General features: G+C 57.2%; 17 protein-coding genes. 13 read left to right on the top strand and 4 right to left on the bottom strand.

All coding sequences use genetic code 11. The features are described from left to right. Positions 1 to 106: 106 nt before the first annotated feature. The 5 genes from LPW13_RS10550 (at position 107) to LPW13_RS10530 (ending at position 3,987) form a co-directional block, all read left to right on the top strand. Positions 107 to 553: a hypothetical protein gene (locus LPW13_RS10550; protein ID WP_230435240.1), complete on the top strand. Its 447-nt coding sequence runs from the start codon at positions 107 to 109 to the stop codon at positions 551 to 553. Between the two features lie 142 nt (positions 554 to 695). Further along, positions 696 to 1,334, top strand: coding sequence for an RpiB/LacA/LacB family sugar-phosphate isomerase (locus LPW13_RS10545; RefSeq protein ID WP_230435238.1), 639 nt, complete (start codon positions 696 to 698; stop codon positions 1,332 to 1,334). A gap of 125 nt (positions 1,335 to 1,459) precedes the next feature. Continuing rightward, positions 1,460 to 1,915, top strand: coding sequence for a thiol-disulfide oxidoreductase DCC family protein (locus LPW13_RS10540; RefSeq protein ID WP_230435237.1), 456 nt, complete (start codon positions 1,460 to 1,462; stop codon positions 1,913 to 1,915). A 13-nt stretch (positions 1,916 to 1,928) separates the two neighbouring features. Next, entirely contained in the window at positions 1,929 to 2,351 is a 423-nt protein-coding gene (locus LPW13_RS10535) for a DoxX-like family protein (protein ID WP_230435235.1), read from the top strand. Positions 2,352 to 2,598: 247 nt separating this feature from the next. Further along, the gene (locus tag LPW13_RS10530; protein WP_230435233.1) at positions 2,599 to 3,987 is read left to right on the top strand and encodes a glutamine synthetase family protein; all 1,389 of its coding nucleotides are present in this window, start codon (positions 2,599 to 2,601) and stop codon (positions 3,985 to 3,987) included. 124 nt (positions 3,988 to 4,111) lie between these two features. Here LPW13_RS10530 and LPW13_RS10525 read toward each other — a convergent pair whose 3' ends face one another. Further along, the gene (locus LPW13_RS10525) at positions 4,112 to 4,771 is read right to left on the bottom strand and encodes a hypothetical protein (RefSeq protein WP_230435231.1); all 660 of its coding nucleotides are present in this window, start codon (positions 4,769 to 4,771) and stop codon (positions 4,112 to 4,114) included. Between the two features lie 1,069 nt (positions 4,772 to 5,840). Here LPW13_RS10525 and LPW13_RS10520 point away from each other — a divergent pair. Continuing rightward, the gene (locus tag LPW13_RS10520) at positions 5,841 to 6,725 is read left to right on the top strand and encodes a helix-turn-helix transcriptional regulator (RefSeq protein ID WP_230435229.1); all 885 of its coding nucleotides are present in this window, start codon (positions 5,841 to 5,843) and stop codon (positions 6,723 to 6,725) included. Between the two features lie 99 nt (positions 6,726 to 6,824). On the opposite strand, the gene LPW13_RS10515 is transcribed toward LPW13_RS10520, so the two are convergent. Further along, complete coding sequence (locus LPW13_RS10515; RefSeq protein ID WP_230435227.1) at positions 6,825 to 8,093, bottom strand: 6-phosphofructokinase; 1,269 nt, start codon at positions 8,091 to 8,093, stop codon at positions 6,825 to 6,827. A gap of 451 nt (positions 8,094 to 8,544) precedes the next feature. Here LPW13_RS10515 and mpl point away from each other — a divergent pair, with 451 nt between their 5' ends. The 5 genes from mpl to LPW13_RS10490 all read left to right on the top strand — a co-directional run bounded on the left by mpl (position 8,545) and on the right by LPW13_RS10490 (position 14,473). Then, positions 8,545 to 9,933, top strand: a complete 1,389-nt coding sequence (gene mpl / locus LPW13_RS10510; RefSeq protein WP_230435225.1) for a UDP-N-acetylmuramate:L-alanyl-gamma-D-glutamyl-meso-diaminopimelate ligase — start codon at positions 8,545 to 8,547, stop codon at positions 9,931 to 9,933. 79 nt (positions 9,934 to 10,012) lie between these two features. After that, positions 10,013 to 10,594, top strand: coding sequence for a flavin prenyltransferase UbiX (locus tag LPW13_RS10505; RefSeq protein ID WP_230439186.1), 582 nt, complete (start codon positions 10,013 to 10,015; stop codon positions 10,592 to 10,594). Positions 10,595 to 10,604: 10 nt separating this feature from the next. After that, on the top strand, positions 10,605 to 10,877 hold the full coding sequence (locus tag LPW13_RS10500) for a SelT/SelW/SelH family protein (RefSeq protein WP_230435223.1): 273 nt from the start codon (positions 10,605 to 10,607) through the stop codon (positions 10,875 to 10,877). A 157-nt stretch (positions 10,878 to 11,034) separates the two neighbouring features. Then, a complete protein-coding gene (locus LPW13_RS10495; RefSeq protein ID WP_230435221.1) occupies positions 11,035 to 13,641 on the top strand; it encodes an efflux RND transporter permease subunit in 2,607 nt (868 codons plus the stop codon). Between the two features lie 232 nt (positions 13,642 to 13,873). After that, positions 13,874 to 14,473 carry an esterase/lipase family protein gene (locus LPW13_RS10490; protein WP_230435220.1) on the top strand — a complete coding sequence of 200 codons (600 nt, stop codon included), beginning with the start codon at positions 13,874 to 13,876 and terminating at the stop codon, positions 14,471 to 14,473. A gap of 260 nt (positions 14,474 to 14,733) precedes the next feature. Here LPW13_RS10490 and LPW13_RS10485 read toward each other — a convergent pair whose 3' ends face one another. Next, positions 14,734 to 15,015 (bottom strand): peptidylprolyl isomerase, encoded by a 282-nt coding sequence (locus LPW13_RS10485; RefSeq protein ID WP_230435218.1) that lies wholly within the window; start codon positions 15,013 to 15,015, stop codon positions 14,734 to 14,736. Between the two features lie 112 nt (positions 15,016 to 15,127). Beyond that, complete coding sequence (gene ypfJ / locus LPW13_RS10480) at positions 15,128 to 16,039, bottom strand: KPN_02809 family neutral zinc metallopeptidase (protein ID WP_230435216.1); 912 nt, start codon at positions 16,037 to 16,039, stop codon at positions 15,128 to 15,130. A gap of 204 nt (positions 16,040 to 16,243) precedes the next feature. Here ypfJ and LPW13_RS10475 point away from each other — a divergent pair, with 204 nt between their 5' ends. Beyond that, complete coding sequence (locus tag LPW13_RS10475) at positions 16,244 to 16,822, top strand: LON peptidase substrate-binding domain-containing protein (RefSeq protein ID WP_230435214.1); 579 nt, start codon at positions 16,244 to 16,246, stop codon at positions 16,820 to 16,822. Between the two features lie 47 nt (positions 16,823 to 16,869). Further along, positions 16,870 to 19,575, top strand: coding sequence for a DUF2339 domain-containing protein (locus LPW13_RS10470; protein WP_230435212.1), 2,706 nt, complete (start codon positions 16,870 to 16,872; stop codon positions 19,573 to 19,575). The last annotated feature ends 115 nt before the right edge of the window (positions 19,576 to 19,690 follow it).

Raw genomic sequence — 19,690 nt, 5'->3', positions numbered from 1 at the left:
GCTTACTCACTACTGGACCTCTCCCCCATTACCGACACCGGCAGTGCCCGCCAGGCGCTGCAGAACCCCCTCGATCTGGCAGCGGACGTGTTGCGGGATCGGCTCAATGCCTAACGCGCAGGCAGATGCTCAGAATGGTACTCCAATAAATACCGGGAGCCAGTGGGTCCAGTTCCTCGGGTACTTCCTGTTTGTGCTCGCGGCGTGGACGGGGTTTATCAAATACCTGTTTCCCGTCGCTTTTTCGCTGTTCAATGGCGAGCCCTGGAACAGCCATGTGTACTGGGATTTATGGCCGCTGGCCCATATCTGGCTCGGGTGGGCACTGGTGACGCAAGTCTCTTACGTGCGGCCGTTGGCGATTGTCATGTCGGTGATCGAGATCATCATTATCGTTGGCAAGTTTGCGGTATTCCTGTCCGACCCCGAGTGGACCATCTGGCGCAGCAACTGGTTCGTTAACAAGGTGTTCGTACTGGGCTGTTTTATGCTCATTCTGCTGACGGCGCTGCTGCGGCCGGGGTTTCTTCATTCGACAACCAAACCTGCCTGACCGGTTTTAATAATCGGCCAAACACTTATAATGTGCGGACAGATAACCAGCCGCACCGGGCTTAATTTGTATAGATAACATACAAGTTCCGTGGCGAAATACATTCCGTCCCCTGCGCCGCAGGGCAACAGGAGATCGCGTTATGAAAATCGCACTGATGAACGAATTCAGCCAGGCGTCCAAGAACCCCATCGTGCTGAAAGAGCTGCAAGATGTCGCCGGCGAACTGGGCCACACCGTGTACAACACCGGCATGAGCGATGACAATGATCACCGCCTCACCTACATCCATCTGGGCATCATGGGCAGCCTGCTGTTGAATGCCAAGGCTGTGGACTTCGTTGTCAGTGGTTGTGGCACCGGTCAGGGCGCGCTGATGTCCCTGAACGCCTACCCGGGTGTGAACTGCGGCTACTGCATCGACCCCGCCGACGCGTTCCTGTTCGCCCAGATCAACAACGGCAACGCGCTGGCGATCCCCTTCGCCAAGGGCTTTGGTTGGGGCGCCGAGCTGAACATCCGCTACATGTTTGAAAAAGCCTTCACCGGTGTAAAAGGTCAGGGCTATCCGCCGGAGCGCAAAGAGTCCCAGGTGGCCAACGCCGGCATCCTCAATCACATCAAGGAAGCCACCGCCAAGAGTTACCTGGACGGCCTCAAGGCCATCGACCCTGAGCTGGTGAAAACTGCCGTGACCGGTGAACGCTTCCAGGCCTGCTTCTTCGAAAACAGCCAGGATCAGGAACTGACCGATTTCGTGCGCAGTGTGCTGGATTCCTGAGTGAAGCAGTAGTGAGTGCGTAGAATACGCGCTGACCAGAGAGGTCGCCCGGATTATCCGGAGCGGCCTTTTTTGTTTATAGTGCTTAGACAGTTCCGAAGCGTTTGATATGGGATATATGGCATATGCCGCAAGAAAGTAGGGAAGGTCTTGCACCCTACCTCCAGGAGGGAGATAGGGTAGTTCTATTCGATGGTGTTTGCCGTCTGTGCTCCGCCTGGGCGCGCTTCCTGCTGAAGTTCGACCGCGAATGTCGTTTCAAGCTCGCCACGGTGCAGTCAGAAGAGGGGCAGGCGATCCTTTCTTTTTTCGGTATGCCAATGGATGAGTACGAAACCATGCTGTTGGTCGAAGGCGATCAGATGTACGTAAAGTCTGATGCCTTTCTTCGAATCGTCAAACAACTCCCGCTGCCATGGTCGGTATTGACCGGCTTCCGATTGATCCCGCGATCAATACGCGACTGGATTTACGATCGTATCGCGCGCAATCGTTATCGGTTATTCGGCAAAAACCCTACTTGTGTCTTACCCGGCGACGCAGAAAAGCGACGTTTTCTGGTAAAAAACAAATCTCAGTAAGCTGGTGCCTTGTATGAGCAGTTACGCGCTTTGTCGATTATCCATCGCTTTTGTCTGGCTCTATCACGGCCTGGTGCCCAAATTGCTTGGCCCGCATAGAGATGAGTTGGCGATGAACATGGCATTGGGCCTGACGGCAGAAAACGCCCAACTACTGGCAAGGGTCGGCGGCGTATCGGAGGTTCTGTTTTCTGCGGTCGTGATCCTGTTTTGGAAGCAGCGCTGGCCGCTGGTGTTGACTGCAGCCGGTATGGTTGCCCTGTTGATTTACTCTCTGATTGCAGTGCCTACACTGGCGATGGGTGCGTTTAACCCGGTCACTACGAACCTTTGTGTACTGGCACTCTCTCTGGTGGCCTTGAAGCAGTGGGAAAATTTGCCGGACCCGTCTCTTTCGCGGGATATTCAGCTCGATCGGCAAAGCACAGGGCGATGAAAATTCGAGAAGCGATACCAATCGGTTTTTAGGAGATCTGGTCTATCTTTCATGCGGTTGTGGCAGAAGTTGGGGTTCGATGTATTAGGTCGGTTACCACGGGTCTTTGACCACCCGACCGATGGGTATGTCGATGCTCTGGTCATGTACCTGTGGCTTGCCTCTGACTGATTGAGAAGTTTCCTTTACACTGCGGTCTCCTATTCAATCTCTTGGTCAATCCACTGGCCAATCTTCTGGAGCCCGTATGAGTCAGCCCGATGGTAATTCCTGGCTGGATACCCTGCCCAAAGCCTTCCTTACGTACCTCAATGGCCGTCGCCTGGATGAGGTGGAGTGCATTGTTCCGGATCTCAATGGCATGTCCCGGGGCAAGGCGATGCCGCTGAACAAGTTCTCCCCGGATACCCCGATCTTCCTGCCCATCTCCATTTTCTATCAGACCATCACGGGTCAGGATGTGGAGATGGATATCGAAAACCAGTGGGCGGAAAGCGATATGGCGCTGGTACCGGATATGTCCACCGCGATGGCGGTGCCCTGGGCAAAGACGCCGGCGCTGCAGATCATCCACGACCTGCAGGATCTTGACGGCCACCCCATTCCCTGCGCACCGCGCAATGTACTGAAACGCGTGATTGGCATGTACCGGGATAGGGGTTGGCTGCCGATCGTGGCGCCGGAGCTGGAGTTCTATCTGACCCGGCCAAACATTGACCCGAATGAGCCCATTCAGCCACCCGTTGGTCGCAGTGGTCGTTCGGGCAATTCGCTGCAGTCCTATTCTATGACCGCCATCGATGAATACGGTCCGGTAATCGACACTATTTACGAGTATGCCGAGGCCGCCGGCCTGCATATCGATTCGGTGATTCAGGAAGACGGCGCCGGGCAGGTGGAGTTCAACCTGACCCACGGCGATCCGCTGTTACTCGCCGATCAGGTATTTTACTTCAAGCGCATCATCCGCGAGGCGGCACTGAAAAACGGCATGTTTGCCACCTTTATGGCCAAACCCATGCGCGATCAGCCTGGCAGCGCCATGCATATTCACCAGAGCGTGGTGGATATAGAAAACGGTAAGAATATCTTTTCCGCGGACGATGGCAGTGCCTCGGACCTGTTCCGCTACTTTATCGGCGGCACGCAGAAATATCTGCGGGAAATTATGCCGTTTATTGCCCCCAACGTGAATTCCTATCGCCGATTTGAAGGGGCGGACAACTCCAGCGCACCCACCAACACCGGTTGGGGCTACGACAACCGTGCCACCGGTTTACGGGTGCCAAACTCCGGCGCTCAGGACCGCCGCCTGGAAAACCGGGTTGTCGGTGTCGATGCCAACCCTTACCTGGCGATCGCGGCGAGTCTGGCCTGTGGGTATCTGGGAATGGTAAATGGCCTGGAACCCAGTGCACCGGCTGCATCGGAGTTGGATGAAGAGCAGGAATCGACATTTTTCATTCCCGGTACCTTTGATGAGGCACTGAGAATTTTTGCTGATGCCAATGAGGTCCATCAGGTGATGGGAGATGACTTCTGTCAATTGTATGCGGCAGTCAAGTGTGAAGAAATGCGTTTGTTCCACCGGGAAATATCTCCCTGGGAGCGCCAGCATCTTCTTCTGAATGTATGAGCCAGCGCTGTCAAGCAAAAGGCCTGCTGTGAGTAAAAATGCGGGCCACTTTGCTTGGGGATAACCTCTCTGATTTTTTCTTCGGCTTTATCTTAAAAATAGCTTTAATGGAAACTGTTTTTCATCAAGGTTTCTGCTTGATCTCCTCATCTATTTCCTTTCCCAGAGTTTTCTCTATATAGGCTATAGCCGCAGACTTTCCCTTGTCCGAGCTGTCTTTGCTGATGTTTTCTGAAATAGAAAAGGAAAGGCTGCAAAAGCAATCATATACGGTAACCGCGAGCCAGAATGTGGCCAGATATTCCTGGCGATAGGGTATGTCAAAGTTTCTCGATATGGCGTTAAGGATGATGCGTGAAAAACTACTGTTTCTCTTGAGCTGTTGTTTGCTTTGCGCTCGACTTAACTGTGGGCCATAGTGAAGTTTCAGGGCGGATTCGTGATTTTTGTAATATAGAAAGCAGATATCAAACAGTAGGGAAGTAATGTCTTTCCAATTGTTGATGGAATTTGGAGGTATTACTTGGTCCACACTTTCGCAGAACAGGTTAGTATGCCGTTCTGCCAGTGCTGTGATTGCCATGTTGATGTTGGAGAAGTGATCGCTGATGAGCTCCTCAGGGTACCCCGTTAACAATATCAAGTCTGTGGTACTTATATCCTCCGGGTTTTTGTACCTCAAGGTCGCCTCGGCCGCGTTCATTATATTCTCGTACGTTTCATTTTTTGTCAGGCAGGGATCGCGTTCTTCTTGGAGTGTGGACGCATGATTGAATTTGCTCATCTTGTGTAAATCCCTTTTGCGTTTCTCAATAAATCTGTGACAATTTTGGGTTGTTCTAATGCGCTGCCTGAGAGCTGGTCTGTGAGTTTTCCAGTTTTCATCCAGTGATGAAAAGCATCCCGATGTTTATGTTATACCTCCAAAATTTTTTCCTGATCACATTGACATGTGCTTCTTTTTTTGACTTTAAAACGACCTTAAAAGCCATCAGGAGTGACTTTTAAGGTCGGTTCAATGGTTTTCTAAGTCGGTTTGATGGCTCCCTGCCTGGTAATTTGAAAGCTGGTCTTACTTGTCAAAATTTCTCTCTGTGAAACTGCGCTACTTTTTCTTTCGAAGAGTACGTGTTCAATATTCTCTCCGCTGTATCGGTTTCTTAGAACGTAAACTTTTAAGGAAGCCGATTTTATAACTTACTGGTTTGAATTTTGACGCGATGCTCGGGTTGGGGAGAGTCGGAGCTTTGTGTAGGGCGATGCTCGCTTCCATTACGCCGTGATCTTTATCACAGTTTGTGCGGAATGTTGGGCTCTCTCGCAACTATTTAGCGGGTTTTTCTGTCGATAAGTAGAGCTGATGGGAAAATTTTTGTGCTTTCAGGGAAAGTAAAGGTGTTGGCCCCCATGCAGGGGGGCGGCGGAGGGCAGGCGTGTCGGCCAGTAGAAAAGCTGCGGCCAAGGACTTCATTCCCGGGGGAAAGATTGGCAGGAATGGCCTGATCGGACAAGTTTGTCTTGAAAGTGCGTTTTTTATGAGGAATGCTAGAATTTTCAGCTACGCATAATATATTAATGTGACAAGTTAAAAGCAGGTTCAAGCCGAGAAAGTCCCGGGACGGGCCGGCTAAGCGGATGGGGAGAGTATGACAGGGTCCTGAATTGAATAGGGTAGGGTTCGGCGTAGGGCTGGTGGCTCATCGGCTACGCATTGCGGTCTTGGCTGCCGAGAAAGCTGGGTTTGGTCTGCAGTATGAGCGTAAAACGGTGGGCTTTGGAAGAGGCATGGAGTGATGGCTGATTCGTCAGTGCGTGTCACGGCTCAAATGAATGAGGTAGGGAGTGCGCCAAGCATGTTTTCAGTAACCAATAACGATACTCGTGGAGCAAACTTTCTGCCACTGATGTTTCGCAGGGAAATCATTGCGCACCTCCTTCTGTCCAGTGAGAATTTCGATGAGTGGCTCTGTCGATACCTGCTTTACCAAGATCTTATTTGCCCTGCCTTGCTGGTTCAGCAGGATGTGAAAGGCGATGATGTCAACTTGTATTTCCTTGCCCCAGATCCTCTTAGTACGTCTAGTGCGCCGCACCGCGAGTGTCAGTTTCAGCTAATCAAAGACTGGTTGATGTGCTGGGCTCGCTTGGGCGAGATGTTTGGAGATGGCGCGCCGCCATTTCGGCGAGTGGAGCTGGCTCTTCCTTTGTCAAGTCTTGAGTTCAAGCGCTCACTCAGGCAACGCCTCGGATGCGACGTTCGCTTTGTTTCCGGTGGTACCCGGGTCGTAATTCCTGTTGAGTTTTTGAGGAAGTCCGTAAATTCCACCGACCCCCTTGTGGCTGAGCTGCTATCTGCGTTGTCAAAACGCGTTCTCGAAAAGCTAGAGCCGCAATCTCTGCTTGTGGAGAAGATTTATAGGATAATGGCCAGCCATGCCGGGGCTATTCCCACCATGGAGATAATGGCCGGAAAGCTATTTAAAAGCGTGCGCACCTTGCGTCGCCACTTACGGGGGGATGGCGTAAACTACCAGGAACTGGTGGTTAATTATCGGATCGCTGTGGCCAAATGTTATCTTCTGGATACGAATCTTCCCGCGAACGAGATAGCGAGGCTGGTAAATTATGCGGATTCTTCAAACTTTTATCGTGTGTTTCGATATACAGAAGGCGTGACGCCAAGCCAGTATCGAAATCGGGCCTCTCTGAATACTGTGGATGACCTCAGTGTTTTATGAGGCTTTCATTCAGCATGCGAGCCATTGACTGGTGCAGTGTAATGTCTGCGGGGAGGGGCGCCCCGGCGCGACGGCTGCACCAGGGCCAACGGTCGGGCGTTATACGTCGAAGCTGTTGCCCAGTTTCTTTTCCACCAGCGCTTTTTTGAGGCGCGCATACTGCGGAATGCCGTTCTTGTAGGGTGGGTAGTCTTCGCCCTGGATCAGCGGCTCGAGATAGTCGCGACCGGCCTGGGTGATACCGAAACCATCTTCCGCGATAAATTCCTTAGGCATGAACTTTTCCACATTCGCGACTTCTGACAGCGGTGCCTCACCGATGGTCCAGCTGTAGTCGGCCGAAGCGGTACCGTTGCGCTCGATGGTGGGCATGATGCTGTTTTTACCGGCAACCGCGGCTTCTACCGCCGCTTTGCCCACAGCGTATGCCTGTTCAACATCAGTCGCGGAAGCGATGTGACGTGCGGCGCGCTGCAGGTAGTCCGCCAGCGCCCAGTGGTATTTCATACCCAGCTCGTCCTTGACCATCTTGGCCAGGGTCGGCGCGACACCCCCCAGCTGTTTGTGGCCGAATGCATCGACACTGCCGGCGTCGGCGAGGAAGGTGCCATCTTCGTACTGGGCACCTTCAGACGCCACGATCACACAGTACCCGTTTTCGTCGACGGTTTTCTGCACTTTCTCCAGAAATTTCTCTTTGTCGAACGCGACTTCCGGCAGCAGGATGATATGCGGCGCATCGCCTTCCTGCTCCTGGGCCAGGGCGCCGGCGGCGGCAATCCAGCCCGCGTGACGGCCCATCACTTCGAGGATGAACACTTTGGTGGAAGTGGCACACATGGAGGCCACGTCCAGTGCGGCCTCCTGGGTGGAAATGGCCACGTATTTGGCAACGGAACCGAACCCCGGGCAGTTGTCGGTAAACGGCAGATCGTTGTCGACAGTTTTGGGGATATGGATGGCCTGAATGGGGTAACCCATTTTTTCCGACAGCTGGGAAATTTTCAGGCAGGTATCGGCGGAATCGCCGCCACCGTTATAGAAGAAATAGCCGATGTCGTGTGCTTTGAAGACTTCGATCAGGCGTTCATACTCCGCGCGGTTCTGCTCCAGACTTTTCAGTTTGTAGCGGCAGGAGCCAAAGGCACCGGAAGGGGTGTGGCGCAAGGCGGCAATGGTGGCTTCGCTTTCCTGGCTGACATCGATCAACTCCTCCTTGAGAGCGCCGACGATACCGTTCAGTCCTGCGTAGACTTTACCGATTTTGTCTGGATGTTGGCGGGCGGTTTCGATCACTCCACAGGCGGAGGCGTTAATGACGGCGGTGACCCCACCGGACTGCGCGTAAAAAGCGTTCTTCGTCGACATGTTCTTCCTTTGGTGCTGGAAATAGCTGCTGGCAATAAGTGCGCCCTGATTGTCATCAGGCGGTTTCTCTTCGTCTTTTTATAATCCCGACCTTGTTTTGGACGGTCGGTGCGGCGCGAAGTCTAATGTATTCATATGGCAATTGCATGGAATTGCGGGCATTTGCGGCCTGTGGGAGCGAATACCTGCGAGACACTGTTCGCATATGTTTACGGGGTCTGGTTAATAGTTGGCGCCCTGGTTGCGTGATAAGCTTGCGGGTTCGTGAATACACCGCTTCTGCCCAAGGCTTTGGGCACCGTCATAAAATGAAGCAAGAACCGCGCCCGGGCGCGGAATCTCCTCCTGAACAGGGGTTTGAGGTCTGTTTCTGAGCAAAAATTGCGTGAATACGCAGTCTGCCAGGCTGAAGTAAGGCCCGAAGCTCCCCGCAATGAGTGTTTGATCTGGCATGCATATTCATATTTTAGGCATCTGTGGCACGTTTATGGGCAGTCTCGCCCAGCTGGCAGTGGCGGAAGGTCACAAGGTCACCGGTTCCGATGCCAACGTCTATCCGCCCATGAGTACCCAGCTTGAGCGCGCCGGCATTGCGCTGACCGAGGGCTATGACCCGGCCCAGCTGGATCCGGCACCGGATCTGGTGATCGTCGGCAATGCCCTGTCCCGCGGCAACCCGGCGGTAGAGGCGGTGCTGGAAAAGGGGCTGTCCTATACCTCCGGCGCCCAGTGGCTGTGTGACCATTTCCTCGGCGGGCGCTGGGTGCTGGCGGTTTCTGGCACCCATGGCAAAACCACCACTGCCAGTATGCTGGCCTGGGTGCTGGACTACGCGGGCATGGACCCGGGGTTCCTGATTGGTGGTGTACCGCAGAACTTCGATGTGTCCGCCCGCCTTGGAACTACCCCGTTTTTCGTGGTGGAAGCCGACGAGTACGATACGGCGTTTTTCGACAAGCGCTCAAAATTTGTCCATTACCGTCCGCGCACCCTGATCATCAACAACCTGGAGTTTGACCACGCGGACATTTTTGATGACCTCGCGGCAATCCAGAAACAGTTCCACCACCTGGTGCGCACGGTGCCCGGTAGCGGCCTGGTCATCGCCGCACAGGAAGACGCGGTCTCCCAGGTGCTGGAGCAGGGCTGCTGGAGCGAGGTACAACATTTTGATGTCGAGCGGCCAGACGGCGTGCGCCTGGGCGACTGGTGTGCGGTCAATGTGGCCGCGGACGGCAGCCACTTTGACGTGCAGCTGGAAGGCAACACTGTAGCGAGTGTGGCATGGGGGCAAACCGGCCAGCACAGTGTAAAGAATGGCCTCGCGGTCATGGCGGCTGCCCGCCATGTGGGGGTCGAGCCGGCGACGGCGGCGGAAGCGCTGGCCAGGTTTGGTGGCGTGAAGCGCCGTATGGAGTGCCTGGGGGACATCCAGGGCATTCGCGTGTATGACGATTTCGCCCATCACCCCACTGCCATCGAGACCACGCTGAACGGCCTGCGGGCCAAGGTGGGCAGCGACAAGGTGATTGCGCTGATTGAGCCGCGCTCCAATACCATGCGTATGGGGCATCACCAGAATCAGCTGGCGCGGGCCTGTGCGGGGGCTGACCTGGTGCTGTGGTACCAGCCGGAAGGGATGGATTGGTCGCTGGATGAGGTGGTTCACCATTCCACGGTGCCGGCGAAGGTTCTCCACAGCATCGACGCTGCGGTAGAATCCGTCCTCGAACTGTCAGCCCCCGGCAGTCACGTGATTGTGATGAGTAACGGGGGCTTTGGCGGTGTACACCAGCGGTTGCTCGATGCACTTGAACAAAGGTATGGGCAACAGAAATAGGTAACGAGCCTCTATATAGATGAGGCGATACGGGTCTGCTTTGTCTGAATCTGCGTTTTCCAAGACCGTCACCCTTGCCATGACCGGCGCCTCCGGGGCGCAGTATGGCCTGCGCCTGCTGCAATGCCTGCTGGCGGCGCGGGTGCGTGTATGGCTGCTACTGTCCGATGCCGCGCGCATCGTGATCGAGACCGAAACCGAGGTTACTCTGCCGGAAGATGAGGCCCGGACGGCATCCTTCCTGTGTGAGCTGTACGGCGCGGAGGACGGGCAGCTGATCCTGTTCGGCAAGCGCGACTGGTTCTCGCCTGTGGCTTCGGGCACCGGCACCGCCAGCAGCCTGGTGATCTGTCCGGCCAGCGGCGGCACCCTGTCGGCGATTGCCTGTGGGGCATCGAACAATCTGATCGAACGCGCGGCGGACGTTGCGCTCAAGGAGCGTCGCCAGTTGATTCTGGTGCCGAGAGAAGCCCCATATTCTGAGATCCACCTGGAAAACATGCTCAAGCTCACCCGCATGGGCGCGATGATCCTGCCCGCCAGTCCCGGTTTTTATCAGAAGCCGCAGTCGGTGGAAGACCTGGTGGATTTCGTCGTGGCCAGAATTCTGAGCCAGTTGGAAATCGAGCAGACCCTATTGCCCCCCTGGGGTATTCGTTGAGATCTATCCGATGCAAAAAGTCGTAACCATTCATTACTGCGTCCAGTGCAACTGGATGCTGCGCGCCACCTGGATGGCGCAGGAGTTACTGTACACTTTCGCTGAAGATCTGGAGCAGGTGGCCCTGCAGCCGGGATCTGGCGGCGTGTTCGAGATACGCGTTGGCGATATCCTGATCTGGGAGCGCAAACGGGACGGCGGCTTCCCGGGGCCAAAGGAACTGAAGCAGAAAGTGCGCGATGTGCTGTTCCCGGACCGGGATCTCGGTCATGTGGATAAATAGCGCGTGTGAACACTTGCTAGCGAGATCACGGACTTTTCGAATAGATCGATTAAATATGCCGGTAGATACTGATTAATTGACGCAGTCGGTTAATAGAAACTATTGGCACCGGCGCAGACCCATTGCGCCTTTCCCATTTTAGATAAGCGAATTGATTATGTTGTTGGGCTTGAAGACCTGGTACGAAAAACTGGTGCTCGGAAATCCGAAAACCGTGCTGGCACTGGTGGCATTGCTGACAATCGCCGCTGCAGCAGGCCTGCCCCGGTTCAAACTGGATGCTTCCGCGGATTCTCTGACCCTGGAAACCGACGATTCGCTGGATTTCTTCCGCGAGATTTCCGAGCGTTACAACTCCGGGGACTTTCTGGTTGTCACCTATCGCTACAATCAGGGCGACCTGTTCAGTGACGACTCCCTGGCGACGCTGCGCCGCCTGCAGGATGAGCTGTCGATGGTGGAGGGCGTTGCCGGTGTTCAGTCCATCCTGAATGTTCCCCTGCTGTACAGCCCCAAGCTTTCTATTACCGATGTGGCCGACGGTATCCGCACCCTCTCCAGTCCCGGAGTGGACCGGGATCTGGCCAAAAAGGAGTTCCTTGAAAGCCCGATCTACAAAGACCTGATTCTGAGCCCCGATGGCGAAACTACCGCCATGATGCTCAATCTCCAGCTGGACCAGAAAGGCCTGGATCTGGTGCGCGAGCGCGATGCCCTGCGTCGCCAACGCAATGAACAGGGGCTCAGTGCAGAAGAATCCCGGCGCCTGGAAGCTGTGAGTGCGGAATACCTGCAGCACCGCACGGCACAGGAGGAGGCGGCCCGCGAGCGGGTGAAGGAAGTGCGCGGGATCCTGTCCCAGTACGACGATAGCGCCGAACTGTTCCTGGGCGGTCTCACCATGATCACCTCGGATATGATCGCGTTTATCCAGAGTGACCTGGCGGTGTTCGGGGCCGGTATTCTGGCTTTTATCGTGGTTACTCTGCTGTTGATCTTCCGCCAGCCGCGCTGGGTGCTGCTGCCGCTGACCACATGTGTAGCCACCGCGGTGATGATGCTGGGGCTGCTGAGCTGGCTCGACTGGCGGTTGACGGTGATCTCCGCCAACTTCGTGGCTCTGCTGCTGATCATCACGCTCGCCATCACCATTCACCTGGCGGTGCGCTATCGGGAGTATTTTGCTGAACATCCCGAGTGGAATCGCTTTCAGCTGGCGTCGGCCACCGTGTCTTTCATGGCCAAGCCGTGCCTGTATACCGGGCTGACCACCATGGTCGCCTTCATTTCGCTGGTGGTCAGCGGTATCCGCCCGGTGATCGACTTTGGCTGGATGATGACCATGGGAGTGGTGTTGGCACTGGTACTGTCATTCCTGATTATTCCCGCCAGCCTGATGCTGCTGAAAAAGCGCGATGCCGGGCAGGGCGAAGACAATTCCCATGCCTTTACCCAGGTGTTTTCGCGCTTTGCGGAGAATCACAAGTGGGTGGTGCTGGGCGTGGCTGCGCTTGCGGCAGGAGTCAGCGCGGTAGGCATTACCCAGCTGAAGGTGGAAAACCGCTTTATCGATTATTTTGATGATTCCACCGAGATCTATCAGGGCATGCTGGTAATCGACCAGCGCCTCGGCGGCACCATCAATCTGGATGTGGTGCTGGACAAGCCTCAAGAGACTGCCGTTGCCTTTGAAGGTGAAGAGGATCCGTTCGGCGGTGACTTTGGTGATGACTCAGGCGGTGAAGAGGCCGATCCGTTTGCGGCAGAGGATCCTTTCGCAGCGGATGATCCCTTTGCGTCCGGCGGCGGTGCCGGCCAGAGCGTCGATCCCTACTGGTTCACCGTGGCGGGGCTGAACCAGATCGAGCAGTTGCACGACTTCCTCGAATCGCAGCCCGAGATCGGCAAGGTGCAGTCACTGGCGACCCTGTACAAAGTCGCCAAGGACCTGAACAACGGCGGTCTGAATGACTTCGAGCTGGCGGTGGCCCGCCAGAGCCTGCCGCAGGAAATCAATCAGGTACTGGTGAACCCGTACTGGTCGGCCGGCGATCAGCAGGTTCGTATCACCATGCGGGTGAAGGAAACCGACCCCAACCTGCGCCGGGATGAGCTGATTCAGCGTATCTACCACTATGTGGAAAATGATATGGGCATTGCGCCTGACAACGTACGTCAGACCGGGATGCTGGTGCTGTACAACAATATGCTGCAGAGCCTGTTCAAATCCCAGATCCTGACCCTGGGGGCGGTATTTGCCGGTATCCTGCTGATGTTCCTGGTGCTGTTCCGCTCCCTGTGGTTGGCGGTTATTGCGCTGGTGCCGAACATGCTCGCCGCCTGTGTGGTACTGGGCGGTATGGGGCTGGCCAATATTCCACTGGATATGATGACCATCACCATCGCCGCGATTACCGTGGGAATCGGTGTGGACCACGCGATCCACTATCTGTATCGGTTCCGCGAGGAGTTCGCTAAAGACGGCAATTACGTGGCCACCATGCACCGCAGTCACGCCACCATCGGACGCGCGATGTTCTACACCGCCATCACCATTATTGCCGGCTTCTCGATCCTGGCGCTGTCCAAGTTCGTGCCGTCGATCTACTTCGGCCTGTTGACCGCGCTGGCAATGACCGCTGCACTGCTGGGCTCGCTGACCCTGTTACCGTTACTGCTGGTGCTGATCAAGCCGCTGCCCAAGCCGAAAGTGGTGGCACAGCCGGGAAAGCCAGCGATGAACCGTGAGGTCGTGACGAGCTAGTGGTCCATGCGGGAAATTCGGTAACTAAAGCACACAGCTACAGGCTCCAGGGTGGCGTTGAAAAAGCGCAGGACTAGCAGCGTTAATTCAAGCTTTTTCAGCGCCGCCCTGGAGTTTGTGGCGAAGTGATCGGTTACAGAATTTTCCGCATGGACCACTAGTCGCTGGGCCGCGACAGGCGTTGCGGCTGCGGGCTTCTATGCTTTAAGGCGGTAGGGGCAAGCAGGCGTTTGTGAAAGTGCAGCAAAAAAGCAGAGTCGCCATCCTGGTGCCCGGTATCTTTGACCGCGGCAAGTCGATGCACCGGATAAAGGACAATCTGGAAAAGGCAGGTTTCAGGGCACACTACATCAACCTGAAACCCAACAGCGGCTGGCACGGATTGGAGCCGCTGGCGCAGCAAGTGCATGATCTGGTGGAAACTGTGACCGAGCACGGCGAGACGTGTGCCGTGGTCGGCTTCAGTATGGGGGGCATTGTGGCGCGTTACTACCTGCAGAGGTTGGGAGGCACCGCCAGGGTGCACAAGCTGGTGACCATCTCCAGCCCGCATTTCGGCAGTTTCTGGGCGCGCTTTCTTCCCTACAGGGGCGGACGCCAGCTGTGCATCGGCAGCGACTTTCTCAATGATCTCAACCGTGAGATTGCACTACTGGAACCTACCGCACCGGTGTCGATCTGGACGCCCTACGACATCACTGTCGTGCCGCACTCCAGTTCGTGCCTGCCTTTGGGACGTTCCTTTTGCATACCCGTCAGCCTGCATCGCTGGGTGCCCTTGAACAGGAAAGTCATCGAGCTGGTTACCACCGAACTGAAAACCGCCCTGTGAGGATCTGCTGCCCATAAAAAACCGCACCGTGGCGTAATGCTGTTCACTTATGCTGCCAAGTGGCGGCGTCGCTACCGGGTGCGGTCTTGTGAGACACGCCGTGAACCCATCCATGGGGGCTCTTCTGCGAGGTCCCTCTCGCAGAAGGTCTCACAAGACCGCACCCGGTATCGCCGCCTTCGCTCAGACCTTCTTTAAGTGAGCAGCATTAGCACCGTGGCGCGGTTTTTTTATGGGCAAAGAAAGGCGATCAAGCGCAATCAGTCGCTGCGACTGGTCACTTCCAGCAGGTGGTAGCCGAACTGGGTCTTCACCGGACCGTGGACCTTGTTCAGCTCTTCATTAAATACCACCTTGTCGAACTCCGGGACCATCTGCCCCTGGCTGAACTCTCCCAGGTCACCGCCGCTGCGGCCGGAAGGGCACTTGGAATACTGCTGGGCAATTTTGCCGAAATCGGCACCTTCTTCGATCTGTTTTTTCAGATCTTCACACTGGGTTTCACTTTCTACCAGGATGTGGCGGGCTGTAGCTTTTGGCACGGGAATCTCCCTGAGACTAGTTGGATGGAGCGGTTACTTCGAATTCTCGTCCGCTTGAGCGCGCAAGCTTAGCTGCGCCTGCGCGGAAACGAAAGACCGAGATGGATGATGGTTACTGACCGGACAGCGCAGCAAAGGTATTGCACTTGTTCACATCGCCGGTGGTAAAACCCTGTTTGAACCAGTAGGCGCGCTGTTCCGCGCTGCCGTGCGTAAAGGCATCCGGGCTTACCGTGCGGCCGGCACGCCTCTGCAGGTGATCGTCGCCCACTGCGGCAGCGGCGCGCAGGCCCTCGTCTACATCACCGGGTTCCAGCATGCCGCGATCGCGGTTGGCGTAGAACGCCCACACCCCGGCGAAACAATCTGCCTGAAGTTCGAGCATTACCGAAAGCCGGTTGGCGGTGACCTTGTCCGCGCGCATCCGCGCCTGCTGCACTTTCTCCGAGGTCCCCATCAGGTTCTGCACATGGTGCCCCACTTCGTGGGCAATCACGTAGGCAAAGGCGAAGTCGCCGGGGGCGCCGAGCTGTTTCAATTCGTTCAGAAAGCTCAGATCCAGATAGACCTTGGCGTCTCCGGGGCAATAAAACGGGCCCACTGCGGCAGAACTGAGGCCACAGGCTGAGCGCACGGCATTGTTGTACAGCACCAGCTTGGGGGGCGGGTACTGGGAGCCCGCCTGCTGGAACAGTTTGTCCCAGGTATCCTCTGTGTCCGCAAGCACCACCGACACGAATTCCGCCACCTCATCGCTGGGGGCCGGTTGGCCGGGTGTCTGTGTCTGGCTGTCCGGGCCGAGGCTCGGAGGTTCGGTATTGGTGTTGCCCGAGAACAGGTCGCCGCCAAAAAAGTAGAACGCGGCCATCGCCAGCAAGATCAGCCAGCCGAACTTGCTGCGCAGTAAAAAGGGGGCGAGGGCCAGCAGGTTGCCCAGTCCGTCACCACCGCCGGCGCCCCGCGGCGCAGATTCGCCGCGTCGGTCTTCAACATTGGAACTCTTGCGACCTTGGCGCCAACGCATAGGGATACCTCTTGTTCACGGGCCGCTGACCCGGTATCACTCATCACCATCATTGAATTGAGTCTAGATCAGCTGGCGCAATTTTTTGTTTTGTTTGTGACCTGGATCCGTCATGAAATCAGGGGTTCAGGTTTAACGTTATCCTCGTGTCGGTGGTTGGGGTGGTATCTTTGTCGCTGGTCAGAACGGGTTGGGGTGTTTGTTGTGTCGTTGATTCCTCTTTTTCCTCTCAGCATGGCATTGTTTCCGGGCGTCACGCTGCCGCTGCGTATATTTGAGCAGCGCTATCTGCGGCTGGTGACCGACTGTATGAAGACCGATACCGGGTTTGGTGTGGCGCTGATCCGCAGCGGCCGGGAGGTGGGGAGCACGGCCGAGGTCTGGCCCCTGGGGCTTTATGTTCGCATCGTCGACTGGAGCCAGGGGGAAGAGGGGCTGCTGCATATCGAAGTGTCCGGCGAGTCCCGCTTTCGCGTGCTCGAGACTTTCCCGGAAGACGACGGCCTGCTGATGGCAGAAGTGGAATGGTTGCCGGAGGAGGAAACCCATCCGGTACCGGAAAGCTGCGACGGTCTGCTGGCGGTGCTGAATGAACTCAAGGAGCACGCTGGCATGCTGGCCCTGAAGCTGCCCCCGGTAGAAACCGCCGAGGCGCTCTCCTGGCAGCTGGCGCAATTGCTGCCACTGGAAGATGCCACGCGGGTGGAGCTACTGGCGAGCCACGACCCGCTGGAGCGACTGGCAAGTATTGCCGTCAACCTCGACCGTTGGTCCCAGGAATAAAACCGCAGTAAATAAAACGATTACAAGATAAGAGCTACCGAGGACACATGGACGGCGTTGCACTGTTTGGATTACTGATCATTTTCGGCATTGTGGCCGGTGCGGTGCTGGGCATCGTGTCGTACTTCGAGGTGCGCAAGCTGCGTGCCGAGGTCCGCCGGCTGCGCAGCGAGCTGGTTGCTCAGCCCGCGACACCTGCCTGCCCATGTTCCGACGAGGTTCCGCTGCCCCCGTTGGATCTGACGGATGCCGAAGACAAGGCCAATGTGCCGGCTGCCGTGTCCGCCCCATCTCCATCTCCGAAAAAGCCCGCGCCGGAAAACGCGAAGCCATCTGCGGCACATCTCCCGGAGGGGCAGGTCTGGCCGACGGAGTCGGGGACATCCTCACCCGTGCTCGCCGGGTTCTGGTCCCGTCTGCAGCAGCACTGGATGGTTTGGCTCGGCGGTGGCTGTGTCGCACTGGCCGGTATCTTTCTCGCCCGCTACGGTATCGAGCAGGGATTGCTGGGGCCGAAGACTCGGGTAGCGATGGGGCTGCTCACCGCGTTGGCGCTTTATCTGAGTGCCGAGTATCTGCGCCGCAAGACCGGCGAGCCCCATCCTGTCTTTGCCGCTCTCGCCGGAGGCGGCGCCATCACCGCTTTTGCCGCGGTGCTCTCCGCGGTACACCTGTATCAGCTGATTTCCCCGGGTTTTGCGTTCGGCCTGCTGGCGGTGGTCGCACTGATCACCCTGTGGCTGGCGCGATTGCACGGTCCGGTGCTGGCGGCCATTGGCATGCTCGGCGCTTACTCGGTGCCGATACTGGTCTCCAGCGGTCAGGGAAACGTGCTGGCCGCGATGGCCTACGCGCTCATCATCACTGTTTCGGTTCTGCTGTTGCTACGTCATGTCTATCGCGCCTGGTTGTGGCTGGGGTGGCTCGCGGGCGCGCTGCTGTGGTGGCTGATTTCCCTCACCGGAGATCAGGCCGATGGCTGGCGCGGGCCCTATCTGGCCATTCTTGGGTATCTGGCGCTGACGGTGGTGCCGGGTGACTGGCTGTTGCGCGGCAGATCTGCGGCGACAAAGCACATTGAGCCGCTGATACTGCCGAGCCTGCTGGTGCTGGTGGCGGCACAGTGTCTGTCGATTCTGCGCGAAGGCCTTTTATCGTCGGCTGAGGGCTCTTTGCTGGCTGAAGGCTCCATCCCGGCTGAAGGCTCTCTATTGGCTGAAGGCTCTCTCCTGGGAGGAAGTTTCTCGTCCCTGGCATTGCTGACATGGACGCCACTGGCACTGGTGGTATTGATCGGCGCGCGCCAGCGGGCAGGGCTGGCCATCGCCGCCTGGGCGCTGTGGCTGGGGCAGTGTGTGGCCTGGGGCATCTCACGATTGGACCCGGTCAGCGGTGAGTACCGGCTTTCGCCATTCGCGGCGTCGGAGCAGGGGCCGTTCCTGCTGTGGCTGGGCGTTACCGCGGTCGTGTTCGCTGTGCTGTCCCTGCATAACTTCCGCCGCGGTGTGGCGCGCTACTGGTGGGCCTCGCTCGCGGTAATGGCGCCGGTGCTGGCTCTGCTTACCGGATATCTGCTGGCCGGGGATTACCTGTCGCTCTACTGGTGGTGTCTGTACGCGGCCATCATGGGGGCGGTGTTTGTGTATCTGGGCAGCCGTGGAGCGGGCAAAGGGTGGCCCAAATCGATGGTGCTGTGGCTGTTTGCGGCGGGTCATTTCGGCTACAGCCTGGCGGTCTGCCTGTGGTTGCAGCAGGCCAGCCTGACTCTGGCACTGGCGCTGCAGGCGGTCTCGTTGGCGTGGCTGATCCGCCGGTTTGACGTGCCCGCCCTGGGGTGGCTGCTCAAGGGTGTGCTGTTGCTGGTGGTGATGCGGCTGACGCTCAACCCCTGGTTGTTGTCTTATCCCGAGGGCAGCCACTGGTCGCTCTGGACCTACGGCGGTTCCGCCGTGTGCGCCTGGCTGGCGGCGCGGATGCTGGTGCCCGGATTCGTGCCACTGGCGCGCTGGGCCGAGGCCGCAGCGCTGCACCTGTTTGTGCTCGCACTGTGGGCGGAAACTCGCTACTGGCTCTACGGTGGCAATACTTTTGCCGCGGAATACACCTTTACCGAGGCGGTGGTGAATATGTGGCTGTTTGCCGGGCTGGGGCTGGTGTATTACCGCAAGAGCCTGGTCAGCGATCAATTCACTGCCTGGTACGATGGTTACGGTCGCCTGTTGATGCTGGCCGCCGTGATCAACTATCTGTGGATTCTACTGGCTACCGCCACCAGCGAGCCCTGGGCCTGGGAGTCAGTAAGCGGCCGGCCGCTGTTCAACCTGTTGCTGCCCGCGTTTGCCGGGCCGGCGCTGCTGGCCTGGCTCGCCAGCCGCTACTACCTGCCCCAGGTGCGCAAATGGGCGGCTGGGGTCGCGGCTGCCGCGGCATTTATCTGGATCTCTCTGGAGGTGCGCCACCTGTGGCAGGGTAATATCCGCCTGGATACCCCGGCCGAGACCGGAGAGCTCTACACCTATTCTGCGGTGTGGTTGTTGATGGCCGTGGGGTCAATCCTGATCGGCAGCTGGCGCGGGTGGCGCAGCTGCTATCAGGCCGGCATGGCGGTGCTCGCGCTGGTGATCGTCAAACTGTTCCTGGTGGATATGTCTGGTCTGGAAGGGCTGTTGCGGGTTGCCTCCTTCATGGGCATGGGCCTGGCACTGCTGGGAATCGCCTACCTGCACCAGAAACTGGCAGGCCGCGCGCGATAAGCGTTCGCTTACGGTATACTGCGCGGCCTTTTTACCGGAGCCGGGCGAAGCTGGCAGTTTCGCCGGTACTGGAAACCCGGCGGGTGCGGATGGTCGCCCGCCGTGCAAGTCCGAC

This window comes from Microbulbifer celer, assembly GCF_020991125.1.
GTDB classification, from domain to species: Bacteria; Pseudomonadota; Gammaproteobacteria; order Pseudomonadales; family Cellvibrionaceae; genus Microbulbifer; species Microbulbifer celer.
The sequence above is the reverse complement of the archived record's forward strand: the minus strand, read 5'-3'. Positions and strand labels throughout refer to the sequence as shown.

Coding starts and splice junctions, on each gene's coding strand:
- LPW13_RS10550 (WP_230435240.1), top strand. CDS start 107: ATGCCTAACGCGCAGGCAGATGCTCAGAATGGTACTCCAATAAATACC.
- LPW13_RS10545 (WP_230435238.1), top strand. CDS start 696: ATGAAAATCGCACTGATGAACGAATTCAGCCAGGCGTCCAAGAACCCC.
- LPW13_RS10540 (WP_230435237.1), top strand. CDS start 1,460: ATGCCGCAAGAAAGTAGGGAAGGTCTTGCACCCTACCTCCAGGAGGGA.
- LPW13_RS10535 (WP_230435235.1), top strand. CDS start 1,929: ATGAGCAGTTACGCGCTTTGTCGATTATCCATCGCTTTTGTCTGGCTC.
- LPW13_RS10530 (WP_230435233.1), top strand. CDS start 2,599: ATGAGTCAGCCCGATGGTAATTCCTGGCTGGATACCCTGCCCAAAGCC.
- LPW13_RS10525 (WP_230435231.1), bottom strand. CDS start 4,771: ATGAGCAAATTCAATCATGCGTCCACACTCCAAGAAGAACGCGATCCC.
- LPW13_RS10520 (WP_230435229.1), top strand. CDS start 5,841: ATGTTTTCAGTAACCAATAACGATACTCGTGGAGCAAACTTTCTGCCA.
- LPW13_RS10515 (WP_230435227.1), bottom strand. CDS start 8,093: ATGTCGACGAAGAACGCTTTTTACGCGCAGTCCGGTGGGGTCACCGCC.
- mpl (WP_230435225.1), top strand. CDS start 8,545: ATGCATATTCATATTTTAGGCATCTGTGGCACGTTTATGGGCAGTCTC.
- LPW13_RS10505 (WP_230439186.1), top strand. CDS start 10,013: ATGACCGGCGCCTCCGGGGCGCAGTATGGCCTGCGCCTGCTGCAATGC.
- LPW13_RS10500 (WP_230435223.1), top strand. CDS start 10,605: ATGCAAAAAGTCGTAACCATTCATTACTGCGTCCAGTGCAACTGGATG.
- LPW13_RS10495 (WP_230435221.1), top strand. CDS start 11,035: ATGTTGTTGGGCTTGAAGACCTGGTACGAAAAACTGGTGCTCGGAAAT.
- ypfJ (WP_230435216.1), bottom strand. CDS start 16,039: ATGCGTTGGCGCCAAGGTCGCAAGAGTTCCAATGTTGAAGACCGACGC.
- LPW13_RS10470 (WP_230435212.1), top strand. CDS start 16,870: ATGGACGGCGTTGCACTGTTTGGATTACTGATCATTTTCGGCATTGTG.